General features: G+C 69.1%; 14 protein-coding genes. All 14 read left to right on the top strand.

Going from position 1 to position 25,109, the window contains the following annotated elements:
- Positions 1-244 precede the first annotated feature (244 nt).
- On the top strand, positions 245-4,129 hold the full coding sequence (gene purL / locus ABGA94_RS18705; RefSeq protein ID WP_138953198.1) for a phosphoribosylformylglycinamidine synthase: 3,885 nt from the start codon (positions 245-247) through the stop codon (positions 4,127-4,129).
- Positions 4,130-4,568: 439 nt separating this feature from the next.
- Entirely contained in the window at positions 4,569-12,092 is a 7,524-nt protein-coding gene (locus ABGA94_RS18700) for an ESPR-type extended signal peptide-containing protein (protein WP_375367912.1), read from the top strand.
- A 158-nt stretch (positions 12,093-12,250) separates the two neighbouring features.
- Complete coding sequence (locus tag ABGA94_RS18695) at positions 12,251-14,104, top strand: S8 family peptidase (protein ID WP_111128434.1); 1,854 nt, start codon at positions 12,251-12,253, stop codon at positions 14,102-14,104.
- Positions 14,105-14,240: 136 nt separating this feature from the next.
- Positions 14,241-15,962 (top strand): type II secretion system ATPase GspE, encoded by a 1,722-nt coding sequence (gspE, locus tag ABGA94_RS18690; RefSeq protein ID WP_053499707.1) that lies wholly within the window; start codon positions 14,241-14,243, stop codon positions 15,960-15,962.
- A 24-nt stretch (positions 15,963-15,986) separates the two neighbouring features.
- Positions 15,987-17,207 carry a type II secretion system F family protein gene (locus ABGA94_RS18685; RefSeq protein ID WP_005415224.1) on the top strand — a complete coding sequence of 407 codons (1,221 nt, stop codon included), beginning with the start codon at positions 15,987-15,989 and terminating at the stop codon, positions 17,205-17,207.
- A 49-nt stretch (positions 17,208-17,256) separates the two neighbouring features.
- On the top strand, positions 17,257-17,700 hold the full coding sequence (gspG, locus tag ABGA94_RS18680) for a type II secretion system major pseudopilin GspG (RefSeq protein WP_375367911.1): 444 nt from the start codon (positions 17,257-17,259) through the stop codon (positions 17,698-17,700).
- A 6-nt stretch (positions 17,701-17,706) separates the two neighbouring features.
- A complete protein-coding gene (locus tag ABGA94_RS18675) occupies positions 17,707-18,201 on the top strand; it encodes a GspH/FimT family pseudopilin (RefSeq protein ID WP_111128425.1) in 495 nt (164 codons plus the stop codon).
- Positions 18,198-18,617, top strand: a complete 420-nt coding sequence (locus ABGA94_RS18670) for a prepilin-type N-terminal cleavage/methylation domain-containing protein (RefSeq protein ID WP_005415227.1) — start codon at positions 18,198-18,200, stop codon at positions 18,615-18,617. The genes ABGA94_RS18675 and ABGA94_RS18670 overlap by 4 nt, the downstream gene beginning before the upstream one ends.
- Positions 18,614-19,246, top strand: coding sequence for a type II secretion system protein J (locus ABGA94_RS18665; RefSeq protein WP_053499709.1), 633 nt, complete (start codon positions 18,614-18,616; stop codon positions 19,244-19,246). Before ABGA94_RS18670 ends, ABGA94_RS18665 begins: the two co-directional genes overlap by 4 nt.
- Positions 19,243-20,106, top strand: coding sequence for a general secretion pathway protein GspK (locus tag ABGA94_RS18660; protein ID WP_375367910.1), 864 nt, complete (start codon positions 19,243-19,245; stop codon positions 20,104-20,106). Before ABGA94_RS18665 ends, ABGA94_RS18660 begins: the two co-directional genes overlap by 4 nt.
- Complete coding sequence (locus tag ABGA94_RS18655; RefSeq protein WP_095378085.1) at positions 20,103-21,248, top strand: PilN domain-containing protein; 1,146 nt, start codon at positions 20,103-20,105, stop codon at positions 21,246-21,248. Before ABGA94_RS18660 ends, ABGA94_RS18655 begins: the two co-directional genes overlap by 4 nt.
- Positions 21,229-21,936, top strand: coding sequence for a type II secretion system protein GspM (gene gspM, locus ABGA94_RS18650; RefSeq protein WP_231114026.1), 708 nt, complete (start codon positions 21,229-21,231; stop codon positions 21,934-21,936). The genes ABGA94_RS18655 and gspM overlap by 20 nt, the downstream gene beginning before the upstream one ends.
- Positions 21,926-22,714 carry a hypothetical protein gene (locus tag ABGA94_RS18645; RefSeq protein ID WP_375367909.1) on the top strand — a complete coding sequence of 263 codons (789 nt, stop codon included), beginning with the start codon at positions 21,926-21,928 and terminating at the stop codon, positions 22,712-22,714. The genes gspM and ABGA94_RS18645 overlap by 11 nt, the downstream gene beginning before the upstream one ends.
- A gap of 9 nt (positions 22,715-22,723) precedes the next feature.
- Positions 22,724-24,925 carry a type II secretion system secretin GspD gene (gene gspD, locus ABGA94_RS18640; protein ID WP_375367908.1) on the top strand — a complete coding sequence of 734 codons (2,202 nt, stop codon included), beginning with the start codon at positions 22,724-22,726 and terminating at the stop codon, positions 24,923-24,925.
- Positions 24,926-25,109 lie beyond the last annotated feature (184 nt).

The raw sequence follows: 25,109 nt of genomic DNA, 5'->3' as shown, positions 1-25,109 counted from the left end.
GTGGGAGCCAGCAGGACACGCCGTAAACCCATCCATGGGGGCTCGATGGCGCCATCCATGGCGCCAACGGTCCTGCTGGCTCCCACCACCCCGCCAGCTCACAGAAGCCAGCTCTTGCTGTTGCTTTGGCCGTTGCCGTTGCTTCGGCCCTGGCCTCGGCGGGTGCCGGGCGCCGCCCGGCCAAAGCCCACCCCCCGCTTCCGGTACAATGTCGGGCCCGTTTCCCAACTACGGTTCCCCGGACATGATGGTCCTCGAGGGCGCGCCCGCCCTGTCGCCGTTCCGCCGCGAACGTCTTGAATCCCGCCTGCAGTCCATCGCTCCCTCCCTGCGCATCAGCGGCGCCTGGCACGTCTACTTCGTGCAGCCCGAAGGCAGCGCCGCCCCCGACCTGACCACGCTGTGCCGCATCCTCGAAGCTGCGCCGCAGGCCGAAGCCGTGGCCGAAGGCGCAGTCAGCCGCATCGTGGTGCCGCGCCTGGGCACGCTGTCGCCCTGGTCGAGCAAGGCCACCGAACTGGTCCGCGGTGCCGGCCAGCCGGTCAGCCGGGTCGAACGTGGCCTGCGCATCGACGTGCAGGGCTGGCCGGCCGATGCCGACGCTCAGCAGGCGCTGGTCAAGGCGCTGCACGACCCGATGACGCAGTCGGTGCTGGAGACCGTGGAGCAGGGCCAGGCGCTGTTCTCGGCGCCGGCGCGTGGCGAGCTGGAACGCGTGCCGGTGGACCAGCTGGAGGCCGCCAACCAGCGCCTCGGCCTGGCCATGGCCCAGGACGAGATCGACTACCTGCGTGAACGCTTCACCGCGCTGGGCCGCTCGCCGTCGGACGTGGAACTGATGATGTTCGCGCAGGCCAATTCCGAGCACTGCCGCCACAAGATCTTCAACGCCAGCTGGACCATCGACGGCCAGGAGCAGGACCGCTCGCTGTTCCGGATGATCAAGAACACCCACCAGCAGACCCCGCAGCACACGCTCAGCGCGTACAGCGACAATGCCGCGGTGATCGAAGGCCATCCGGCGTCGCGCTATCGCCCCGATCCGGCCAGTGGCGAATACCGCCGCGAAGCGCAGGTGCCCAGTGCCTTCCAGATCAAGGTGGAAACCCACAACCACCCAACCGCGATCGCACCGTTCCCGGGCGCCTCGACCGGCGCGGGTGGCGAGATCCGCGACGAAGGCGCGACCGGCCGCGGTGGCAAGCCGAAGGCGGGCCTGACCGGCTTCTCGGTCTCGCACCTGCGCATTCCGGAATTACCGCAGCCGTGGGAGGCGCCGCGCGCGCTGAACCCGCGCATGGCACCGGCGCTGGAAATCATGACCGACGGCCCGCTCGGTGGCGCCGCGTTCAACAACGAGTTCGGCCGCCCGAACCTGCTCGGCTACTTCCGCAGCTTCGAGCTGCCGGAAGGCGCCGATCTGGTGCGCGCCTACGACAAGCCGATCATGCTGGCCGGTGGCCTCGGCGCGATCGACCGCGTGCAGGTCGACAAGATCCCGCTGCAGGCCGGTGATGCGGTGATCGTGCTGGGTGGCCCGGCGATGCTGATCGGCCTGGGCGGCGGTGCGGCCAGTTCGGTGGCCTCCGGTGAAAGCGCCGAGGACCTGGACTTCGCCAGCGTGCAGCGCGACAACCCGGAAATGGAGCGCCGCTGCCAGGAGGTCATCGACCGCTGCGTGGCGATGGGCGCCAACAACCCGATCAAGTTCTTCCACGACGTCGGCGCCGGTGGCCTGTCCAACGCCATCCCCGAACTGCTGCACGACTCGAACGTCGGTGGTGTCATCGACCTGGGCAAGGTGCCCACCGATGATCCGTCGCTGTCGCCGATGCAGCTGTGGTGCAACGAGTCGCAGGAACGCTACGTGCTGGGCGTGGCCCAGGAACGCCTGGCCGAGTTCGCCGCGCTGTGCGCCCGCGAGCGCTGCCCGTTCGCTGCGGTCGGTGTGGCCACCGCCGAGGAACATCTGGTGGTGGCCTACGGTGCCGTGCCGGGCCACACCCCGGCCGATGCACCGATCGACCTGCCGATGGACGTGCTGTTCGGCAAGCCGCCGAAGATGCACCGCGATACCGCGCACCCGCCGGCACCGCGCTGGCCGGCGCTGAAGACCGGTGGCCTGGACCTGCAGGAAGCCGGCCTGCGCGTGCTCGCGCACCCGACCGTGGCCTCGAAGAACTTCCTGGTCACCATCGGTGATCGCAGCGTCGGCGGCCTGACCGCGCGCGAGCAGATGGTCGGCCCGTGGCAGCTGCCGGTGGCCGACGTGGCAATCACCCTGGCCGACTTCGACGGCGTAGCCGGTGAGGCGATGTCGATCGGCGAGCGCACCCCGCTGGCCCTGCTCGATGCCGCTGCTTCGGCACGCATGGCGGTGGGCGAAGCGCTGACCAACCTGTGCGCGGCCCCGGTCGATGCGCTGGATGAGATCAAGCTGTCGGCGAACTGGATGGCCGCGGCCGGTCACCCGGGCGAAGACGCGCTGCTGTACGACGCGGTGAAGGCGGTGGGCATGGAACTCTGCCCGCAGCTGGACATCAGCATCCCGGTGGGCAAGGACTCGCTGTCAATGCAGGCGCAGTGGCACGACCAGGGTGAAGCGCACAAGAGTGTGTCGCCGGTGTCGCTGGTGATCTCGGCGTTCGCGCCGGTCGCCGACGTGCGCCAGCAGTTGACCCCGCTGCTCGACCGGGAGGTGGACAGCGAGCTGTGGCTGATCGGCCTCGGTGCCGGCAAGCAGCGCCTGGGGGGGTCGATCCTGGCCCAGGTGCATGCCGACCACGGCGACCTGCCGGCCTTCGCCGGTGCCGCCCCGGACCTGGACGATCCGCAGCGCCTGCGGGGTTTCTTCGAGCTGATCCGCGATGCACGCCAGTCCGGCCTGCTGCTGGCCTATCACGACCGCAGCGACGGCGGTGCTTTCGCCGCGCTGTGCGAAATGGCCTTCACCTCGCGCCTGGGCCTGGACATCGCCCTCGATGCCTGGGGTGACGATCCGTTCCGCAGCCTCTTCAACGAAGAACTGGGCGCGGTGGTGCAGATCGCGCGCGAAGACCGTGCAGCGTTTGCCGACCTGGTTGAACGCCATGCATTGACCGAATGCGCGCAGCGCATCGCCAAGCCAACCACCGCACCGGTGGTGCGCGTGTCGCTGGGCGGCGAGAACCTGGCCGAGTGGCGCTGGGAGGCCTTGTTCGATGCCTGGTGGTCGGTCACCCACGCGATGCAGAAGCGCCGCGACAACCCGGCCAATGCCGATGCCGAGCGCGAGATCGCGCGTGCCTTCAACGCACCGGGCCTGAAGCCGAAGCTCAGCTTCGACCTCAACGAGGATGTGGCGGCACCGTTCATCAGCAGCGGTGCGCGTCCGCGCGTGGCGGTGCTGCGCGAGCAGGGCGTCAACGGCCAGATCGAAATGGCCAACGCCTTCGAGCGTGCCGGCTTCCGTGCCTTCGACGTGCACATGAGCGACCTGATTGAAGGCCGCGTGGCCCTGCAGGATTTCACCGGCCTGGTGGCCTGTGGTGGCTTCAGCTATGGCGACGTGCTCGGTGCCGGCCGTGGCTGGGCCACCTCGATCCTGGAGCGCAGCGCACTGCGTGATGCCTTCGCCGCGTTCTTCGCGCGCGAAGACAGCTTCGCGCTGGGCGTATGCAACGGCTGCCAGATGATGAGCCAGCTGAAGAACATCATTCCGGGTGCCGAGCACTGGCCGCAGTTCCGTCGCAACGCCAGCGAGCAGTTCGAAGCCCGCACCGCGCTGCTGGAAGTGGTGGAATCGCCGTCGATCCTGCTGCGTGGCATGGCCGGCTCGCGCCTGCAGGTGGCGGTGGCGCATGGTGAAGGCCAGGCCGTGTTCGACAATGCCGTCGACCAGGCTGCTGCACGTGTCTCGCTGCGCTACATCGATGGCAATGGCAAGGTGGCCAGCCAGTACCCGCTGAACCCGAACGGTTCGCCGGACGGCATCACCGGCCTGACCAGCAGCGACGGCCGCGTCACCATCATGATGCCGCACCCGGAACGTACCCCGCGCGCGCTCAACCTGAGCTGGGCACCGGCGGAATGGCAGGGTGATTCGCCGTGGATGCGCATGTTCCGCAACGCGCGGGTGTGGTGCGGCTGATCGCATCGTTCCGCGCAGGCCGCAATGCCACCGCGTATGGAAAAACCCGCCGCTTCGTCGGCGGGTTTTTCTTTGCGCGCGTGAAACCCTTGTCGTGCCCGCTAGTTACATCGGTTTTCATGCGCCAGCGGTCCGTCACGTGTACCTAACAAAATACTTTTATAAACACGTGAAATGGTGAACTGCTTCACGGCAATAGCATTTGTCGTGTCAAAGTCTTGACGATCTGCAAAGTTGCCGTTAACACTTGAACCCCGTTTCAGAACCATTCATTCCGCAGTAACCGCTCGGCGCACGCGCTCGGTTTTCTGTCGCTGCGCGCCGTTCGGCAATACCCCGCAGTAAATCACGCGAATAAACGCCCCCAGGGGACGTTGGGCCACAAGGCCCGGCGGTGGCGTTGCTTTGCCCAAAACCAGTCCAATCAGGAGCCGTACCGATGAATCGGATTTATCGCAAGGTCTGGAACAAAGCATTGGGTCAGTTGGTGGTGGCCTCGGAACTGGCCTCCTCCGACAGCAGCGGTGGTGTTGTCGACCAGCGCCGCGATACGACACAGGCCACGCCCGCGCTGTTGGCGGTGGCACTGGGCCTGGTATTGGGATTGGGCATGAGCGGTTCCGCCATTGCACAGTCAGTGCAGATCGGCGGCAGCGCTACCTGCGTCGCATTCAGCGGCAAGCTGCTGGAAAAGTGCCTGATCGAAGGCTCGGCCACGGCCAAGGGCAGCAACGCGGTGGCGATCGGCAGCAACAGCAATGCCAGCGCCGCCAACAGCGTGGCGCTGGGCGCTGGCTCCAAAGCAGCGCGGGCTAATACCGTGTCCGTCGGCGACGCCGGCAAGGAACGGCAGATCACCAACGTGGCCGCTGGTACCCAGGCCACCGATGCGGTGAACAAGTCACAGCTGGATGCGCAGGCGCGCGCCACGCAGGCCGCGCTGGCGGATGTCGCCGCAGATGGAAACCGCTATTTCAAGGCCGATGGCGCAGGTGATGACAGCGACGCGGCGAAGATCGACGGGCAGGGCGCGGTTGCAGTGGGCGCCGGTGCGCAGTCGTTGGCCAATGCCACCACCGCCATCGGTACCCAGGCGATTGCCGCCGGCCTGGGCGCCAGCGCGTTCGGCCAGGGCGCATTGGCAATCGGTGACGCCAGCGTGGTGGTCGGGCAGAGTGCTGCCGCGTTCGGTCTTGGTGACACCGCCGTCGGCGCCAGTGCCTACGCTGCAAGCGAGAATGGCGCGGCCACCGCCCTGGGTGCGCTGTCCGAAGCCACCGCCGATGGCGCCACTGCCGTGGGTGGCGGTGCCGTGGCGATGGGCCCGGGCAGTACCGCACTGGGCCGCGGCGCCACTGCCGCCAATGAAGCATCAATCGCGGTGGGTGCGTTCAGCACCGCCGTCGGTGAGTACAGCACCGCGCTGGGGTCCAACTCGGCGGCGGTTGCCACCGGCAGCGTGGCGCTGGGCGCCGGCTCGCTGGCCGACCGCGTCGATACCGTCTCTGTCGGCGCCGCCGAATATGGCCTGACCCGGCAGATCACCAGCGTCGCTGCGGGTACTGAAGATACCGACGCGGTCAATGTCGGCCAGTTGAAGAACGTGGCCGCCGTGGCCGATGCCACGGCCAAGCGTTTCCAGGCCACTGGCAGCAGCAACAGCGACGCCGGCGCGCTGGCCGAAGGTGACGAGGCGCTGGCGGCCGGCGAGGCGGCCAACGCCATCGGCAACGGCACCACCGCCGTGGGTGCCGGCGCCACGGCCGTTGCGCAGAACGCCACCGCCGTCGGCAACAACGCGCTGGCGTCGGGCCAGAACAGCGCCGCGTTCGGCAACAACGCACAGGCCAACGGCCCGGGCAGTGTCGCCGTCGGTGGTGCTGCGGTGGATGCCGATGGCAATCCGCTGATCACCAGTGGCGGCGTGCCGGTGGAAACCGGCGCGACCAGCGCAGGTGTCGGTGGCACCGCCGTGGGCGCCAGTGCCGAAGCCAGTGGATTTGCGGCGTCGTCCTACGGCGTTGGCGCGTATGCCGCCGGTGCGCAGTCGTCCGCATTCGGTGCGGTCGCCAATGCCATCGGCGACTACTCCACCGCAATGGGTACGCAGAGTACCGCCACTGGTAGCAGCAGCGTCGCCATCGGCGGCCCGGCCGACCTGATTCCGGGCCTGGGCTTCTTCGTGCAGACCCAGGCCAGCGGCGAAGCCGCCACCGCGGTCGGCGCCGGCGCTATCGCCAGCGGTGATCGTGCGGTGGCCAACGGCAGCCTGACCGAAGCATCCGGCGTGGAATCCACCGCCGTGGGCTACTTCGCCTATGCCCCGGGTGAGAATGCCAGCGCGCTCGGTGCGCAGACCTGGGCCAGCGGTGCGCAGAGCACCGCGGTGGGCTACTACGCCACTGCACGTGGTGCCAACAGCGTCGCGCTCGGCGCGAATTCCGAAGCGGTGCGCGCCAACAGCGTGGCCGTGGGCAGTGCCGGCAACGAGCGGCAGATCACCAGCGTTGCCGCGGGCAGTGAAGCCACCGATGCGGTCAACAAAGCCCAACTCGACGCGGTGGCCAGCACCGCCGACGGCACCGCGCGCTTCTTCCAGGCACAGCCCGAAGCGGGCAGTGATGCCGGTGCGTTCGCCGAGGGCGAAGGTGCGGTCGCGGCCGGCTCCTCGAGCAACGCGATCGGTGCTGGTGCAGTTGCACATGGCGCTGCCGCGTCAGCGATCGGTGATGACAGCGTGGCGGTGGGTCGCAACAGCAGCGCCACCGGCAACGGTGGTGTTGCCATCGGTGGCCTCGGACAGGCCTACGACGAGTACAACCAGCCGATCATCGGCGCCGACGGAAAGGCGCAGCAGGTGGGCACCACGGCGGTTGCCGATGCCACGGCGGTCGGCAGCGGTGCGCAGGCCACCGGTGCCGTGAGCAGCGCGTTCGGCAATGCCGCCAAGGCCAGCGGCGACAACAGCTTCGCGGCCGGCGGCAAGTCGCGTGCGACCGGCAGCTATGCCGTTGCGGTCGGTGACAGCGCCTTCGCCAGCAGCGATGACAGCACCGCTGTCGGTGGCTACAGCTGGGCCACGGCCAGTGGTGCGAGCGCCTTCGGTTCCGGTGCATGGGCCACCGCCACCAACGCCTCGGCGTTCGGCAACGCGGCATGGGCCAGCGGCAGTGGCGCAACCTCCATCGGCTACAACAGCTGGGCCAATGGTGCCAGCTCAACCGCAGTCGGCCGTGGTGCCTTCGGCTATGGCGACAACAGCGTGGCGCTGGGCTTCCAGGCGCTGGGTAACAGCCTCAACAGCATTGCCATCGGCACCAACACGGTGGCCGGTGGTGAAAGCGCGATCGCGCTCGGGGCCGGCAGCAACGCCAGCGCCAGCAACGCTGTCGCGCTCGGCGCCGGCTCGGTTGCCAACCGCGCCCGCAGCGTGTCGGTCGGCAGCACCGGCAACGAGCGGCAGATCACCAACGTCGCCGCTGGCACCCAGGCCACCGATGCGGTGAACAAGGCGCAGCTGGATGCGGTGGCGAGTACCGCCACCACCACCAGCCGCTTCTTCCAGGCCAGTGGCAGCGGCGGTGACGTGGCCGGTGCGCTGGTGGACGGTGACAACGCGCTGGCCGCCGGTGATGCGGCCAACGCCATCGGCAACGGCGCCACCGCACTCGGCAGTGGTGCCAATGCGCTGGCCAACAACGCGCAGGCGATCGGTCTCAACGCGCTGGCCAGCGCGGCCAACGCCAGCGCCGTCGGTGCCAACGCACAGGCGACCGGTGAGTACGCCACCGCGCAGGGTGCGGAAAGCGAAGCCAGCGGCGAGCAGAGCGCGGCGTTCGGTGCCGCCAGCATCGCCAGTGGTGCCGGCAGTACCGCCAACGGTGTGTTGTCCGAAGCCTCCGGCGAGGAAGCCGTGGCGGTGGGCTACTTCAGCAATGCCAGCGGCAGCGGCGCCACCGCGGTCGGCAGCGAAAGCGTCGCCAGCGGCACGGCGTCGGCAGCGTTCGGCATCGGCGCCGAAGCGACCGGTGGCTACAGCACCGCCATCGGTGGCTATTCCCAGGCATCGGCGTTCAACGCCACCGCTTTCGGCAACTTCGCCAGTGCCACCGGTTCCAACAGCGTGGCGCTGGGCGGCGACTCCGAGGCGTCGGGTGCCTACAGCACCGCCACCGGCCAGGGTAGCCTGGCCACCGGCACCAACAGCGTCGCCGTCGGTGGTTCGCTGTTTGGCGTGCTGGCCACCGAAGCATCGGGCAATTACTCCACCGCCGTCGGTGGCGGCGCCTGGTCCGGCGGCATCAACAGCACCGCACTGGGCAACGCCGCCGAATCGCGCGCTGCCAACAGCGTGGCGCTGGGTGCCGATTCGATCGCGGACCGTGACAACACCGTGTCGGTAGGCGGTGCTGGCAATACCCGCCAGATCACCAACGTGGCCGATGGCACGCAGGGCAATGATGCGGTCAACAAGAACCAGCTTGACGCCGTAGCCGCAGCAGCGGAGAAGACCAGCAGGCAGTTCCAGGCCAGTGGCAACGCCGAGGGTGAAACCGGCGCCCTGGTCGAGGGTGACAACGCGCTGGCGGCCGGTGATGCGGCCAACGCCATCGGCAACGGTGCCACCGCACTCGGCAGCGGCGCCAATGCACTGGCCGCCAACGCCACGGCGGTCGGCATCGATGCGCTGGCCACCGGCAACAACGCCGCAGCACTGGGCAGTACCGCACAGGCCACCGGCGAAGACAGCCTTGCGCTCGGTACCGGCGCCAGTGCCAGCGAGCTGGGTGCCAGCGCCGCGGGTGCGCGTGCACAGGCCAGTGGTGCGTACAGCACCGCGACCGGCACCGAATCCAACGCCAGCGGCACGCAGGCACTGGCCAGTGGCTTCCGCAGTGCCGCCTCTGCCGATGGCGCCACCGCCGTCGGTGGCTATGCCGAAGCGAGCGGACGCCTCGGCACCGCGTTGGGCTACGGCTCGGCCGCCAGCGGGGCCAACACCACCGCGGTCGGCTTCGGTGCCGCCGCAGCCGGTAGCGGTGCCGTTGCGGTCGGCCAGTCCAGCGAAGCCAGTGGCGCCGAGAGCGTGGCCATTGGTGGCAGCACCTTCTTCGGCTTGATCCCGTCGCGTGCTAGCGGCACCGGCGCGGCGGCCTTCGGTGCCGGCGCCTGGGCGACCGAAGATTACGCCACCGCGATAGGCTGGAATTCGTGGGCGGATGCCGCAGATGGCACGGCACTGGGCGCCAGTGCCACCGCCAGTGGGTTGAACAGCGTGGCGCTGGGCGCCGGCTCCAAGGCCGAGCGCGACAATACCGTGGCCGTGGGCACCGCGGGCGGTGAGCGCCAGGTGACGCATGTGGCAGCCGGCACCGAGGCCACCGACGCGGTGAACAAGGGCCAGCTGGACGCGGTTGCCAGCGTTGCCGACAGGACTGGCCGGCAGTTCCAGGCCAGCGGCAACGCCGATGGCGAAGCCGGTGCACGGGTGGAGGGCGACGACGCGCTCGCCGCTGGCAATGCGGCCAATGCGATTGGCAACGGCACCACCGCATTGGGCAGCGGCGCAACGGTGGTCGCGGCCAATGCCACGGCGGTCGGCGTTGACGCACTGGCCACGGCCGAGCGGGGTGTGGCGATCGGCAGCGGTGCCAGCAGCACCGCAGGCGGTGCCGTCGCGCTGGGTGCACAGAGCAGCAGCGGCGGCGCCGCCAGCATTGCGATCGGCGCGCAGTCGCAGTCGCAGGGCATCGGGGCGACCGCTGTCGGCGGCATGGCCGAGGCCGCCGGCCTGGCGGCCACCGCAGTGGGCTACGGCGCGATCGCCGATGGTCGCGAAACCACTGCAGTCGGCAACTTCGCACAGGCCAATGGCTGGCGTGCCACGGCGTTTGGTGCAGGCGCCAGCGCCGGCTTCTTCGGCACCGCGATAGGCAGTGCCGCGCAGGCCGCCGACGTGTCCACGGCGGTGGGCCAGGGCACCATTGCGCAGATCGCCGGCGCCGGCTTCGGCGTGCAGGCCAAGGCTGGCGAGTACGGCACCGCTCTGGGCAACAACGCCGCGACCGGATTGAACGGCGTGGCGGTCGGCTTCAATGCACTGGCCGGACAGGATGCCGCCAGCGTCAGTGCTGGCCGGTTCACCACCGCCATCGGCAGTGAGGCGTGGGCTACCGAAGACGGCGCCACCGTGGTCGGTTACAACAGCTACGCGCAGGCCAGCAACGCGACGGTGCTCGGCAGCAATACCTGGACCACCAAGGACGCCGGCAACAGCGTCGCGTTGGGTGCGGGCTCGCTGGCCGACCGTGCCAACACAGTGTCGGTGGGTGCCGCACAGGAGTGGGTTGATGCTGCCGGAGTCACCCACAGCGCGATCAACCGCCAGCTCACCAATGTCGCGGCCGGTACGCAGGCCACCGATGCGGTGAACAAGGGCCAGCTGGATGCAGTGGCCGCCACCGCCGATGCGGTCGGCCAACGCTTCAAGGCCAACGGTTCGGGTACCGCCAGTGCCACCGGCACGGATGCCGTGGCCATCGGCGGCAACGCCAACGCCAGTGGAAGCCGCAGCAATGCGCTGGGCAGTGGTGCCACGGCCATCGGCAACGCGGCGCTGGCACTGGGCGCCAACAGCGGCGCCAGCGGCAACAACTCAGTGGCATTGGGTGCCGGTTCGCGTGCGCTGGAGGCCAACGTGGTCTCGGTCGGCGGTGGCAACGGCACCGCCGGCCCGGCCACGCGGCGGATCGTCAATGTGGCCGACGGCCGCATCGCCGCCGGCAGCACCGATGCGGTTACCGGCTCCCAGCTCAACGTCACCAACCAGCGCGTGGGCGCAGTGGAAACCCGCGTGGGCGATTTCGATTCGCGCATCGCGACGGTCGAGACCACGGCGGCCAGTGCAGTCGGCTATGACGACGCCAGCCGTGATCGCCTGACCCTGTCCGGCTTCCAGGGCACCACCATCGACAACGTCGGTGCCGGCAGCATCGCCGCCGGCAGCCGCCAGGCGATCAATGGCGGGCAGTTGTTCCAGTCGCTCAGTGATGCCGCCAGCTTCCTCGGCGGTGGCGCCAGCGTCGGCATGCAGGGTGTGTTCGTGGCGCCGAACTACGTGATCCAGGGCGCCACCTACAGCAACGTCGGCGATGCGCTCGGTGCGCTGGACCGCAAGGTCAGTGAGATTGACCGTCGTACTGCCGGTGGCACGCGTGCAGGTGCTTCCAGCCTGCGCGCAATGAGTGCGTCGCTGGATGAAAGCCCGCTGGCCAGCGTCGCCGACGCACCGGCCACCGCCGATGCAGCACCGGCCAGCACCGCACGCGTGCAGGGCACGCCGACTGCCGCCGCCGCCGGTGCCGGGATTCCGGTTGGCACCCCGGCCACGGGCTTCAATGCCGTCGCCATGGGTGAGGGCGCAGTGGCCAGTGGCGCCTCGTCCACCGCCATCGGCCAGGGTGCCAGTGCCACGGCTGCCAACGCGGTGGCTTTGGGCCAGGGCTCGGTCGCCGATCGTGCCAATACGGTGTCGGTGGGCAGCGAAGGCAACGAACGCCAGGTCACCAACGTCGCCGCCGGCACCACCGCCACCGACGCCGTCAACAAGGGCCAGCTGGACCGTGGCATGGCCACTGCCAACAGCTACACCGACAGCCGCGTGCAGGCCGTCGCCGACAGCTTCGATGTGTTCAAGGGCGAGATCGACGGGCGCCTGCGCCACATGGATCGCCGCATCGACCGCCAGGGCGCCATGAGCGCGGCGATGCTCAACATGGCCACCAGTGCCGCCGGTATCCGCACCCAGAACCGGGTCGGCGTCGGCATCGGTTTCCAGGGCGGCGAGTCGGCGTTGTCGCTGGGCTACCAGCGTGCGATCAGCGATCGCGCCACGGTCACCTTCGGCGGTGCCTTCAGCAGTGACGACAGCTCGGTCGGCGTTGGTGCCGGCTTCGGCTGGTAAGCCAAACCACTGCGCCGGCGGCCACCCACGCCGGCGCCAAACCTGCAATCAGGGCCTGGGGGGAGGTCACGGCAATCCCGGCTGGGCCGGCCGGGAGTCGTCAAGGAATGATGGCCGCAGTGTTGGTTCGATCCATGACCCAGAAGAGGAATTTCGACGTGATCAAGAAGCAGAACCTTCGCATCAATGTGCTTGCCGCCGCCGTGCTGTCGATGACCGCGGTGGGTGCCGTCCACGCCGCCGGGTTGCCGACCCGTGAACCGGTGCGCCAGGCCAGCACCGCCGAGCCGGGCGCCGAGCGCATCATCGTCAAGTATCGTGCCGGCACCGCTGCAGCGGGCGACCGTTCGGCCAAGCTGTCCACCGTGCAGTCCGCGCTGACCCGCGCCAGCCTGTCCGGTGGCACCGCCCGCGCCAGCACGCTGGGCCCGCAGGTCGTGCGCAGGCTCGGCGTCGGTGCCGACCTGATCCGCCTGCAGGGGCGCCTGGCGCCTGCGGAACTGCAGCGCGTGCTGAAGGAACTGAAGGCCGACCCGGCCGTGCAGTACGCCGAAGCCGACGTGAAGCTGCGCCGCACCGAGCTGCGCGCCGGTGACGTGCAGCCGGCGCTGGCGCCGAACGATCCGTACTACCAGCAGTACCAGTGGCACCTGCACAACGCCACCGGTGGCATCAACGCACCGTCGGCGTGGGATGTATCGCAGGGCGAGGGCGTGGTGGTGGCCGTGCTCGACACCGGCATCCTGCCGCAGCACCCGGACCTGGTCGGCAACCTGCTGGAAGGCTACGACTTCATCAGCGATGCCGAGACGTCGCGCCGTGCCACCAACGATCGCGTGCCGGGCGCGCAGGACTATGGCGACTGGGTCGAGAACGACAATGAGTGCTACACCGGCTCCGTCGCGGAGGACAGCTCCTGGCACGGTACCCATGTGGCCGGCACCGTGGCCGAGCAGACCAACAACGGCGTCGGCATGGCCGGTGTCGCGCACAAGGCGAAGGTGCTGCCGGTCCGCGTGCTCGGCAAGTGCGGTGGCTACCTCTCCGATATCGCCGACGCCATCACCTGGGCCTCCGGCGGCACCGTGGCGGGCGTGCCCGCCAATGCCAACCCGGCCGAGATCATCAACATGAGCCTGGGTGGAAGCGGCAGCTGTGACGGAACCTACCAGGATGCGATCAATGGCGCGATCTCGCGTGGCACCACCGTGGTCGTGGCGGCCGGCAACGAGACCGACAACGCTTCCAAGTACCGTCCGGCCAGTTGCGACGGCGTGGTGACCGTCGGTGCCACCCGCATCACCGGCGGCATCACCTACTACTCCAACTACGGCACCCGCGTGGACCTGTCCGGTCCGGGTGGTGGTGGCAGCGTCGATGGCAATCCCGGCGGCTACGTCTGGCAGTCCAGTTCCGATGCGGCCACCACGCCGGAGTCGGGCAGCTACAGCTACATGGGCATGGGCGGCACGTCGATGGCCTCGCCTCACGTGGCTGCCGTCGCTGCACTGGTGCAGAGCGCGCTGATCGCCAAGGGCAAGGATCCGCTGGCCCCCGCCGCGATGCGCACGCTGCTGAAGGAAACCGCGCGCCCGTTCCCGGTCAGCATTCCGGCCGCCACCCCGATCGGCACCGGCATCGTCGATGCCAAGGCGGCGCTGGCCAAGGCACTGGAAGAGCCGTGCACCGAGAACTGCGGGCCGGTGGCGACGCCGCTGACCAACAAGGCCGCGGTGGGGGGCCTGAACGGTACGGCCGGCAGCAGCCGCCTGTACAGCTTCGAGGCAGCCGCTGGCAAGCAGTTCAGCGTGATCACCTACGGTGGCACCGGCAACGTGTCGGTCTACATCGCCCAGGGACGCGAGCCGAGCGCCAGCGACAACGATGGCAAGTCGACCCGTCCCGGCACGTCCGAAACGGTACGGGTGAACAAGCCGGTGGCAGGCACCTACTACATCAAGGTGGTGGGCGAAGCGGCCTACAACGGCGTCAGCATCCTCGCCACGCAGTAAACCTGTCGTGTCGTAGTTGAACGGCCGAGGCCCGTCATCCTGTGTGACGGGCTTCGTCTTTTTACGAAAGCTGGCGGCAGGGCGGCGGAAATCATGGCTTAACTGCTAAAGTCGGTCCGATTGACAGGAGAGTCACGTGAACGCGCTCGCTGCAACCGTTACCGACGATGCCGAAGGCCGCATCCTGGATGCGCTGCTGGCACGCGGCCGGCTCAAGGAAGGAGACCTGGCGCGCGCGCGGCCGCTGCACGCCGAGGCCGGCGGCAGCCTGCTGGGCCTGCTGGTGCGCCTGGGCCTGGTGTCTGAACGCGACCAGGCACAGGCCAGCGCCGAGGTGCTGGGCCTGCCGCTGCTGGAGGGCAAGCAGGTGCCGGAGGCCCCGCCGCAGGCGCTGGCCGAAGGGCTACCGCTGTCGCTGCGTTTCCTGAAGCAGTTCCATGTGTGCCCGCTGGAGTTGAATGAACACGGGGTGCGTCTGTGGCTGGCCGATGCCCACGATGCCTATCCGCAGCAGGCCGTGCAGTTGGCGCTGGGGGTTCCGGTGACACCGGTGCTGGGCATGCGCGCGGAGATCGATGACCTGGTCGAGCGCTGGTTCGGCCAGGGCCGCAGCGCGATGGGCGCGATCGTGGAAACCGCCGATGGCGAGGGCGGCGCGGTCGACGATATCGAGCACCTGCGCGACCTCGCTTCGGAAGCGCCGGTGATCCGTCTGGTCAACCTGGTGATCCAGCGTGCGGTGGAACTGCGCGCTTCGGATATCCATGTCGAACCGTTCGAGAGCCGGTTGAAAGTCCGCTACCGGGTTGATGGCGTGCTGGTGGAGGGCGAGAGCCCGCCGGCCAATCTCACCGCCGCGGTGATCAGCCGCATCAAGATCATGGCCCGGCTCAACATCGCCGAGCGCCGCCTGCCGCAGGACGGCCGCATCATGCTGCGCGTGCAGGGCAAGGAGCTGGACCTGCGCGTGAGTACCGTGCCTACCGCGCATGGCGAAAGCGTGGTGATGCGCCTGCTGGACCGCGAAACGGTGGTCTTCGATTTCCACCGGCTCGGCTTCACCGACGCCTTCCTGCCGCAGTTCCGCAAGGTGCTGGAACAGCCGCACGGCATCCTGCTGGTGACCGGGCCGACCGGCTCGGGCAAGACCACCACGCTGTACACCGCGCTGAGCCAGCTCAACACCGCCGACGTCAAGATCATCACGGTGGAAGATCCGGTCGAATACCAGATCGAGGGCATCAACCAGATCCAGGCCAAGCCGCAGATCGGCCTGGATTTCGCCAACGCGCTGCGCAGCATCGTCCGCCAGGATCCGGACATCATCATGATCGGTGAAATGCGCGACCTGGAAACCGCGCGCATCGCCATCCAGTCGGCACTGACCGGCCACCTGGTGCTGTCCACCCTGCACACCAACAATGCGGCCGGTGGCATCACCCGCCTGCTCGACATGGGCGTGGAGGATTACCTGCTCACCTCGACCATCAACGGCATCCTGGCCCAGCGCCTGGTGCGCCGGCTGGAGCCCACCCATGCCGAACGCTACGCAGCCTCGCCAGAGGAGATCGAACGCTTCGAGCTGCGCCGCCTGCAGCCGGAGGGACCGATCCACCTTTACCGCCCGAAGCCCTCGGCGCTGGCGCCGACCGGCTACCTGGGGCGTACCACCATCATGGAATTCCTGGTGATGAACGATGCGCTGCGGCGTGCGGTGATGCGTCGCGATGGCATGGGCGAGATCGAGCGCATCGCCCGCGAAGCCGGCATGCGCACCATGTACGAGGATGGCCTGTCCAAGGCGCTGAGCGGACAGACCACCATCGAGGAAGTGCTGCGCGTGACCGAGGAAAGCTGATGCGCGCAGGACGCCGGGGCTGACATGCCGAACTACCGCTACAAGGCGCTCAATCCGCACGGTGAGGTCTTCGACGGGCAGATGGAAGCGGCCAGCGAGGCCGAGCTGATCGCGCGCCTGCAGGACCAGGGCCACCTGCCGATGGAGACGCAGCTGGCCGACGCCGGCGCGATCGGCGGCCGCAGCTGGCGCAACCTGCTGCAGCAGCGCCCCCTGCAGGGCGCCGCCCTGCTGCAGTTCACCCAGCAGCTGGCGACCCTGCTCGGTGCCGGCCAGCCGCTGGATCGCGCGCTGTCGATCCTGCTGGGGTTGCCCGAGGACGAACGATCGCGCCGCGCGATCACCGACATCCGCGACGTGGTGCGCGGCGGTGCACCGCTGTCCACCGCGCTGGAACGCCAGCATGGGCTGTTCTCGCGCCTTTACGTGAACATGGTGCGCGCCGGCGAAGCCGGCGGCAGCCTGCATGAAACCCTGCAACGCCTGGCCGACTACCTGGAGCGCAGCCGCGCGCTGCAGGGCAAGGTCATCAACGCGCTGGTCTACCCGGCGATCCTGCTGGTGGTGGTGGGCGGTGCGCTGCTGTTCCTGCTTGGCTACGTGGTGCCGCAGTTCGCACAGATGTACGAGAGCCTGGACGTGGCGCTGCCGTGGTTCACCAATGCGGTGCTGCAGCTGGGCCTGTTCGTGCGCGACTGGTGGGTGCTGCTGCTGGTGGTGCCGGCGCTGCTGGCGCTGTTCTTCGAGCGCAAGGCGCGGCAACCGGCGTTCCGGCTGGCGCTGGATGGCTGGCTGCTGCAGCGCCGTGGCATCGGCCGTCTCGTCGGTGAACTGGAGACCGCGCGCCTGGCGCGCACGCTGGGCACCCTGCTGCGCAACGGCGTGCCCCTGCTGGGCGCACTGGGCATCGCGCGCAACGTACTGGGCAACCGCGCGCTGGCCGCCGATGTGGAAGCGGCCGCCGATGAAGTGAAAAATGGTGCCGGCCTGTCGCTGGCACTGTCGCGCGGCAAGCGCTTCCCGCGCCTCGCCCTGCAGATGATCCAGGTCGGCGAGGAATCCGGCGCCCTCGATACCATGCTGCTGAAGGCCGCCGACACCTTCGAACAGGATAGTGCCCGGCGCATCGACCGCCTGCTGGCGGCGATGGTGCCGGCGATCACCCTGGTGCTGGCCTCGGTGGTGGGCGCGGTGATCGTGGCCGTGCTGGTGCCGCTGTACGACCTGACCAATGCCATCGGTTGACGATGGCACTCCCTGCAACCCCGACACTCCGCAACTGAAAGGACCGTCCATGATTGCCCGTCGCCGACCGATCCGCCTTTCCTTCACCGCCGCGCGCAACCAGTCGGGCATGAGCCTGCTGGAAATCATCATCGTCATCGTGCTGATCGGCGCGGTGCTGACCCTGGTCGCCAGCCGCGTACTGGGCGGTGCCGACCGTGGCAAGGCCAACATCGCCAAGGCGCAGGTGCAGACCGTGGCGTCCAAGATCGACAACTACCAGATCGACACCGGCAAGCTGCCCGACTCGCTCAATGACCTGGTGACCGCACCGGCCGGTGTTGGCGGCTGGCTCGGCCCGTACGCCAAGCCGGCCGACCTGAACGACCCGTGGGGCCACGCCCTGGAATACCGCGCACCGGGCGAAGGCCAGCCCTATGAGCTGGTCAGCCTGGGCAAGGATGGCAAGGCCGGCGGCAGCAGCGTCGACGCTGACATCCGCTACCAGCCGTAACCGCGCATGACGTATTTCCTGCCGCGCCGGTTGCCCCACCCGCGCCTGCACGGCAGGCGCGCGGCGGGACTGTCGCTGCTGGAAATGCTGCTGGTGATCGCACTGATCGCGGCGATCGGCCTGATCACCGCCGCTGGCCTGTCGCGCGGCTTCGCCGGCATGCAGCTGCGCAGCGCAGGCAAGGACATCGCCAGCCAGCTGCGCATGGTGCGCGCGCAGGCGATCGCCCGCGGTGAACCGCAGCGCTTCGTCATCGAGCCGGCGCGGCGGCGCTGGGAAGGCGCCAACCAGCGCCACGGTGAGGTGCCCGTACAGCTGCAGGTGCAGTTCGAAGGTGCCGCACAGCTGGCCACCGCGCCGGGGCAGGGCGTGATCGAATTCCATCCCGATGGTGGCTCCAGCGGTGGCCGCATCCGGTTGCAGCGCGACGGCGCCGAATGGCGCGTCGACGTCGGCTGGCTCACCGGCGAGGTCCGCTCCGGCCCCTGGCGGGCGCAATGAAGCGGCGCGCGCGTGGCTTCACCCTGCTGGAAGTGATCATCGCCTTCGCCCTGCTGGGCCTGGCGTTGACCCTGCTGCTGGGCAGCCTGTCCGGCGGCGCAAAACAGGTGCGCGATGCCGAGCTGCGCACGCGCGCGGTGCTGCATGCACAGTCGTTGCTGGCCGAGGCCGGCGTCGACGCACCGCTGCAGGTGGGCAGCCAGCAGGGTGACTGGGAACAGGGGCGCTATCACTGGGAACTGCAGGTTCAGCCGTGGGTGGAACCACGCGCTGGCAATGTCGTGCAGGCCACGTCACCGGGGACCCCATGGCTGGCAGAGCTGCAATTGCAGGTGCGTTGGGGTGACAGCGAGCGCGAGCAGCTGCGCTGGCGCAGCCTGCGCCTGTTGCCGCCCGACCTGGAGAATGCGCGGTGAGGCGCCGCGCCGCAGGTTTCACCCTGGTCGAAGTGATGCTGGCCACCGTGCTGCTGGCCGGCGGCCTGGCGTTGGCCTTTGCCAGCGTGCGCTCGGCGATGGCGGTCAGCCAGCGTGGCGAGCAGATCGCCGCCGAGAGCGAACGCATGCGCGCGGTCGAGTCCTTGCTTCGCAGGCAGCTGGCGGGCGCGTTGCGCACCCCGCTTGAGGTTCCGGACCCCACCCGCGAACCGATCTTCTTCCAGGGGGAGGAGCAACGCATGTTGTTCGCCGCCGACCTGCCCGGATACCTCGGCCGTGGCGGCCCCTACCTGCACGCGCTGCAGGTCGACGGACGCGATGGCCAACAGCGCCTGCTGCTGGACCTGGTGCTGCTGCAGGAAGGCGAGCGCATCGCCGAGAATCCACCGCGCCCGCCCGAGGTGCTGGTGGAGAACCTGAAGTCGGTGCAGCTGCGCTATCGGGGTATCGATGCCAGCACGGGGCAGGTGACCGACTGGATGCCGCGCTGGGACGACACCCGCCGCCTGCCGATGCTGGTGGAGATCCAGATCGTGCCGGCCCGTGGAGCGCCGTGGCCACCGCTGGTGGTGGCGCTGCGCGCCGGTGGCAGCGGAGGCGCGCGATGAGGCGTCAGGGTGGGGCGGCACTGGTGCTGGTGCTGTGGCTGATCGCGTTGATGACCGCGCTGGTCGGCGCATTCGCGTTGAGCGCACGGGTCGAACACCTGCAGCAGCGCGTGCTGGATGACGATGCACGCGGGCAGGAACGTGCGCGTGCCGGCCTCGAGTATGCACTGCTGCGCCTGTCGGCCGATCCGCAGCGCGCGCCCTGGCGTGCCGACGGTCGGACCTATCGCTGGCAGTTCGACGACGCCAGCATCGAGATCAAGGTGCTGGACGAGAACGGCAAGATCAACCTGAACCTGGCCGATGCCGCGCTGCTGGCCGCCTTCCTCAAGGCACTGGGTGAAGACGATGCACAGGCCCGGCAGCTGGCCGGGGCCATCATCGACTGGCGTGACGAGGACAGCCTGCTGCAGCCGGGCGGTGGTGCCGAAGCGCAGGACTACGCCGCAGCCGGGTTGCCCTATGGCCCACGCAACAAGCGCTTCGAGACCCTGGGCGAGCTGCAGCGCGTGCTGGGCATGCGCGGCACGCTGTACCGGGCGATGTTGCCGCACCTGACCCTGTACAGCCGCCAGGCGCGCCCGGATCCCCAGTTCGCCAGCGCACCGGTACTGGCCGCACTGGGCCTGGATGCGGATACCGTGCTGGCGCAGCGCGCCCAGCAGGAGCGTGATGCAGATTCCGCTGGTGGTACGACAACGCTTGCCAGCAGCAGCGGCACCTATAGTATCGAGTCCGCTGCCATCGACAGCAGTGGACGCAGGTCGGTGTTGCAGGCAGTGGTACGCAGTGGCTCGGGCGGGGTTCCCGGGCGGACCTACACAGTGCTTCGCTGGGAGCAGGGAATGACAGCAAGATGACGGCGTGGCAGGACAGTCTGCGGCAGGTGCAGGGCCGGATCGGCCCGGGCGCTGGCCGTTTCCTGCGCTGGTGGCGGCAGTCGCTGCTGGCCTGGGTACCGGTGCGCTGGCAATGGGCGTTGGGCTGGGGCCAGGCCCGCCTGTTGCTGCAGCCTGAGAGCGACCAGCTGCAGGTCTGGCGTGAGGCCGGTGAACGCCGCGAAGTGGTGGCGCGCCTGCCGTGGCCGCTGTCGCCGGTGGAACTGGACCGGGTACTCGAGCCGCGCCTGCGCAGCCTGCCCCGGGTGTGGCTGCTGCCCGCGGCGGATGTGCTGCGGCGCACGCTGCGCCTGCCCGCCGCGGCGGCCGACCGCCTGCGTGCCGTGGTCGGTTTCGAAATCGACCGGCAGACCCCGTTCGAAGCGTCCCAGGTCAGCTATGACGTGCGTGAACTCGGCGCGGGCGGCGAAGGGCAGTTGCAGGTCGAACTGGTGGCGTGGCCACTGCGGCAGCTGGAAGCATGGCGCACGCGGGTGGGCCAATGGGCCGATGCGCTGGCCGGCGTCGATGCCATCGATGCGCAGGGCAACGTGTTGCAGGTGAACCTGCTGCCGCCCGCGCAGCGCCAATTGCGGCCAGACCCGATGCGGCGCTGGAACCTGCTGTTGGCAGTGGCGGCCGTCGTGATGCTGGTATTGGCCGCGGCGCAGCTGTTGGACAACCGCCAGGCCGCTGCCGACGAACTGCGTGCGCAGGTCGAGCGCAGCGCGCGCAGTGCACGGGGCGTGGCCAGCGAACGCGCGCAGCTGCAGGCGCTGATCGATGGCGCCGCATTCCTGGAGAAGCAGCGCAGCCAGCGCGCCGGTACGGTGGAGATCTGGAACGAACTGACCCGGCGCCTGCCGGAAGGCACTTACCTGGAAAAGCTGGCGATCGAGAACAACAACCTGCAGCTGATCGGCCTGAGCCGCGAAGCATCGCAGCTGGTGCAGCTGCTGCAGGACGCACCGCAGTGGCGCAAGGTCAACCTGACCGGGGTGCTGCAGGCCGATGGCGCGGCCAGTGGCCGCGACCGCTTCACCATGACCGCCGAACTGCAGCCGTTGCCGGCCGCAGCACCGACCCCGGAGGCGGCCGATGCCGATGCCAAGCGCACGCCGTGATCGCTGGTTGGCGCTGGCACTGCTGCTGGCAGTGCTGGGCCTGGCTTATCTGCTGCTGGTGCACCCCTGGTTCACCCAGCCGCTGCGTGCGATCGATGCCGATGTCGCCGCCCTGCGCGAACGCGAGTCGCGCGTGCAGGCGCAGCTGCAGCAGCAGCCGCAGATCGAACAGCGCCTTCGCGCTACCCGCGAGGCACTGCAGCAGCGGCCAGGCTTCCTGCGCGAAGCCACGGCCGAAGCTGCCGCCGCTGCATTGGGCGCCCGGCTGCAGGATGCAGTCGCGATGGCCAGCCCGGGCAACCGCAGCTGCACCATCAGCAACCGCACGCCGCTGACCGACAACCGGCGCGATGCCGAGTTCGTGCGCGTCGCCATGCAGGTGCGCCTGCGCTGCGGCGTGGCCGAACTGGCCACCGTGCTGCACAGCCTCGAAACCGGCAGCCCCCGCCTGTTCGTCGACAACCTCAACCTGATCGCGCAGCGCTTCCAGCAATCGCCGAACGAATCGGGGCTGGGCCTGGATGTGTCCTTCGAGCTGGCCGGCTATCTGCTGCCAGGCGCCGCCGCCGACGGCACGGTACCGGCACCCGCTGCGGCACCGGCACCGTCCACGTCGCCGGCCGAGGCCACGCCTGCGCCCCAGCCGGCGCCCCCGTCCGAAGGGCCGGAGGTGGCCGATGAAGCTTGAGCAGATCAGCCTGCGTACCGGCTTCCTGCTGGCACTGGCCGGCTGGGCGGCGGCGGTCTGGCTGTCAACCGTGTTCGGGCTGGGCAGCCAGCTGCCGGGCGCCGACGGTGATGCCGACGCCGCGCCATCGCTGCCATCGCTGCCGCCGCTGGCGGCCGAGCGCATGGCCAGCGCCGACAGCTACAGCGCGATCGGTGAGCGCCCGCTATTCGCCGAAGACCGCAGGCCGCGGCCCTATCTGCTGGGGGGCAGCGAACCGGCGGCCAGTGCCGCGTTGCGCCTGACCGGCGTGCTGCTGACCGGCGATTTCGGCATGGCCACCTTCACCACCGAACAGAACCGCTCGCTGCGCCTGCGTCTCAACGGCGAAGCCGTGGATGGCTGGCAGCTGGTGGCGCTGCAGCCGCGCCAGGCCACGGTGATCGGCCCCGGTGGCAACCAGGTCCTGGAACTGGCGGTGTTCAACGGCCAGGGCGGTGAGCCGCCGACGGTGCTGCGCGGTGCCAACGGTGTACCGCCTGCAGGCGCGATCGTCGTGCCGCCTTCGGCGGGTGCTCCGCCGGCGCCGCCACCGGTCGCGGCCACCCCACCGACGCCGCCCGCCGGCAATGCCCCCACGCCTGCGGCGTCAGCTGCAAAAACACCACCGGCCAACAACAACGGTCCCAGCGAAGCGCAGATGCAGGCCATCCGCGAACGCATCCAGGCCCGTCGCCGCCAGCTGCAACAACAGCAGCAACAACCGTCGCCGCCCCCGGGCGATGGCACCAACCGATAGAGTGAATGCATGAACCTGCGTTTTCTTCCCTGGTCCTTTGCCCTCGCGCTGCTGGTCGGCTGCAGTACGGTGTCCGCGCCGCACGTGCAGCGCAACGGCAACCTGTCGCCCAGTGCCGATGCCGGCCAGGCAGCCGACGTCGCCGCCGATGCCGCCCGCGAGAGCCAGGGCGCACCGCAGGCGGTGATCCGCCGCGGCACCGGCACCATGATCAACCGTGAGGCCGCGCGCGCACCGGCACCGGCGCTGCATGGCGCCAGCACCGGCGAGGCCACCTTCAACTTCGAAGGCGAATCGCTGCATGCGGTGGTCAAGGCCATCCTTGGCGACATGCTTGGCCAGAACTACGTGATTGCACCGGGCGTGCAGGGCACGGTGACCCTGGCCACGCCCAAGCCGGTCTCGCCGGCGCAGGCGCTGAACCTGCTGGAGATGGTGCTGGGCTGGAACAACGCGCGCATGGTCTACAGCGGCGGCCGCTACAACATCGTCGCCGCCGACCAGGCGCTGGCCGGTACGGTCGCGCCGAGCACCGCGCCGGCGGCCAGCGCACGCGGCTTCGAGGTCCGCGTGGTCCCGCTGCAGTTCATCTCCGCCACCGAGATGAAGAAGGTGCTGGAGCCGTATGCGCGTCCCAACGCCATCGTCAATGTGGACAGCGGCCGCAACGTGATCACCCTCGGTGGTACGCGCGCAGAACTGGAAAACTACCTGCGCACCGTCGAGATCTTCGACGTCGACTGGTTGTCGGGCATGTCGGTGGGCGTGTTCCCGATCCAGTCGGGCAAGGCTGAGCAGGTCGCGGCCGACCTGGAAAAGGTGTTTGGCGAAGAGAGCAAGACGCCCAGTGCTGGCATGTTCCGTTTCCTGCCGCTGGAGAACGCCAACGCCGTGCTCGTGATCACGCCGCAGGTACGCTACCTGGACCAGATCCAGCAGTGGCTGGATCGCATCGACACCGCAGGTGGCAGCGCCCGCCTGTTCTCCTATGAGCTGCGCTACATCAAGGCACGCGATCTGGCCGAGCGCCTCAGCGAGGCCTTCGCCAGCAGTGGCAACCGCGGCGCCTCCAGCCCGGCCTCGCTGGCGCCAGGCGCCATCCCGTCGCAGCTGGGCGGTGACGGCGATCGTGGCATGGACAACAACAGCAGCACCCTCGGCTCGACGCTGGGCGGGAGCAGTGGCAGTAGCAGCAGCAACGGCAGCCTGAACCTGCCGCAGCGCCAGCCCGGCAACGTCAGTGTCAGCCTGGAAGTGGAGGGCGACCGCGTCGGCGTGTCGGCGGTGGAGGAGACCAACACCCTGCTGGTTCGCTCGACGCCGCAGGCCTGGCGCTCGATCCGCGAGGTGATCGAAAAGCTGGACGTGATGCCGCTGCAGGTGCACATCGAGGCACAGGTGGCCGAAGTCGCGCTGACCGGTGACCTGAAGTATGGCGTGAACTGGTTCTTCGACAACGCCGTGGCTGGTCGCGCGCTGACCGGCGCACTGGCAGGCCTGACCCTGCCGCCGGCAGCGGGCGGTTCGTGGAATACCTTCGCCGGCGGTGTCACTGGCAACGACGGCGTGGGCTGGGCGTTCACCGGCCACAACGCGGCCGCCGTGGTCAGCGCGCTGGACAAGGTCACCGACCTGCGCCTGCTGCAGACACCGTCGGTGTTCGTGCGCAACAACGCCGAGGCCACGCTCAACGTTGGCGACAAGGTGCCGATCAACACCACCACGGTGAACACCGGCGTGGGCACCAGCACCTACAGCTCGGTGCAGTACATCGACACGGGCGTGATCCTCAAGGTACGCCCGCGCGTGACCCGCGATGGCACTGTGTTCCTGGATATCGTGCAGGAGGTCAGCAGCGCTTCCGACGTGCCGGACGCCTGCAATCCGAACGAGCGCAACTGCAACCCGCGCATCTCGACCAAGAAGCTGTCCACCGAAGCGGCGGTACAGAGCGGCGACACCATCATGCTGGCGGGCCTGATCACCGACTCGGCCACCGATGGCAGCAGCGGCATTCCGGGCCTGAGCAGGATCCCGGTGGTCGGTGCGTTGTTCGGGCAGAAGACCCGCACCAGCCGTCGTTCGGAGGTGATCGTGCTGCTGACCCCGACCATCGTCCGCAACAACCAGGAATCGCGCAACCTGACCGATGAGTACAGCAAGCGCTTCCGCGCGATGGAGCCGCTGAACCAGCCGCGCGCGAAGAAGTAAGGGGTTTACGGTCGGGCGGCGCCCGGCACCCGCAGAGGCCAGAGCAACGGCAACAGCCAAAGCAACAGCGGGTTTACTGAGGGATGGCGGGGCACTGTGGGTTTGCGGGGACGCCGTAAACCCATCCATGGGGGCTTGGTCGCCGCATCCATGCGGCTCACACCCCGCAAACCCACAGTGCCCG

Source organism: Stenotrophomonas sp. 3diitr2024, assembly GCF_042136455.1.
GTDB lineage: Bacteria > Pseudomonadota > Gammaproteobacteria > Xanthomonadales > Xanthomonadaceae > Stenotrophomonas > Stenotrophomonas sepilia.
The sequence above is the reverse complement of the archived record's forward strand: the minus strand, read 5'-3'. Positions and strand labels throughout refer to the sequence as shown.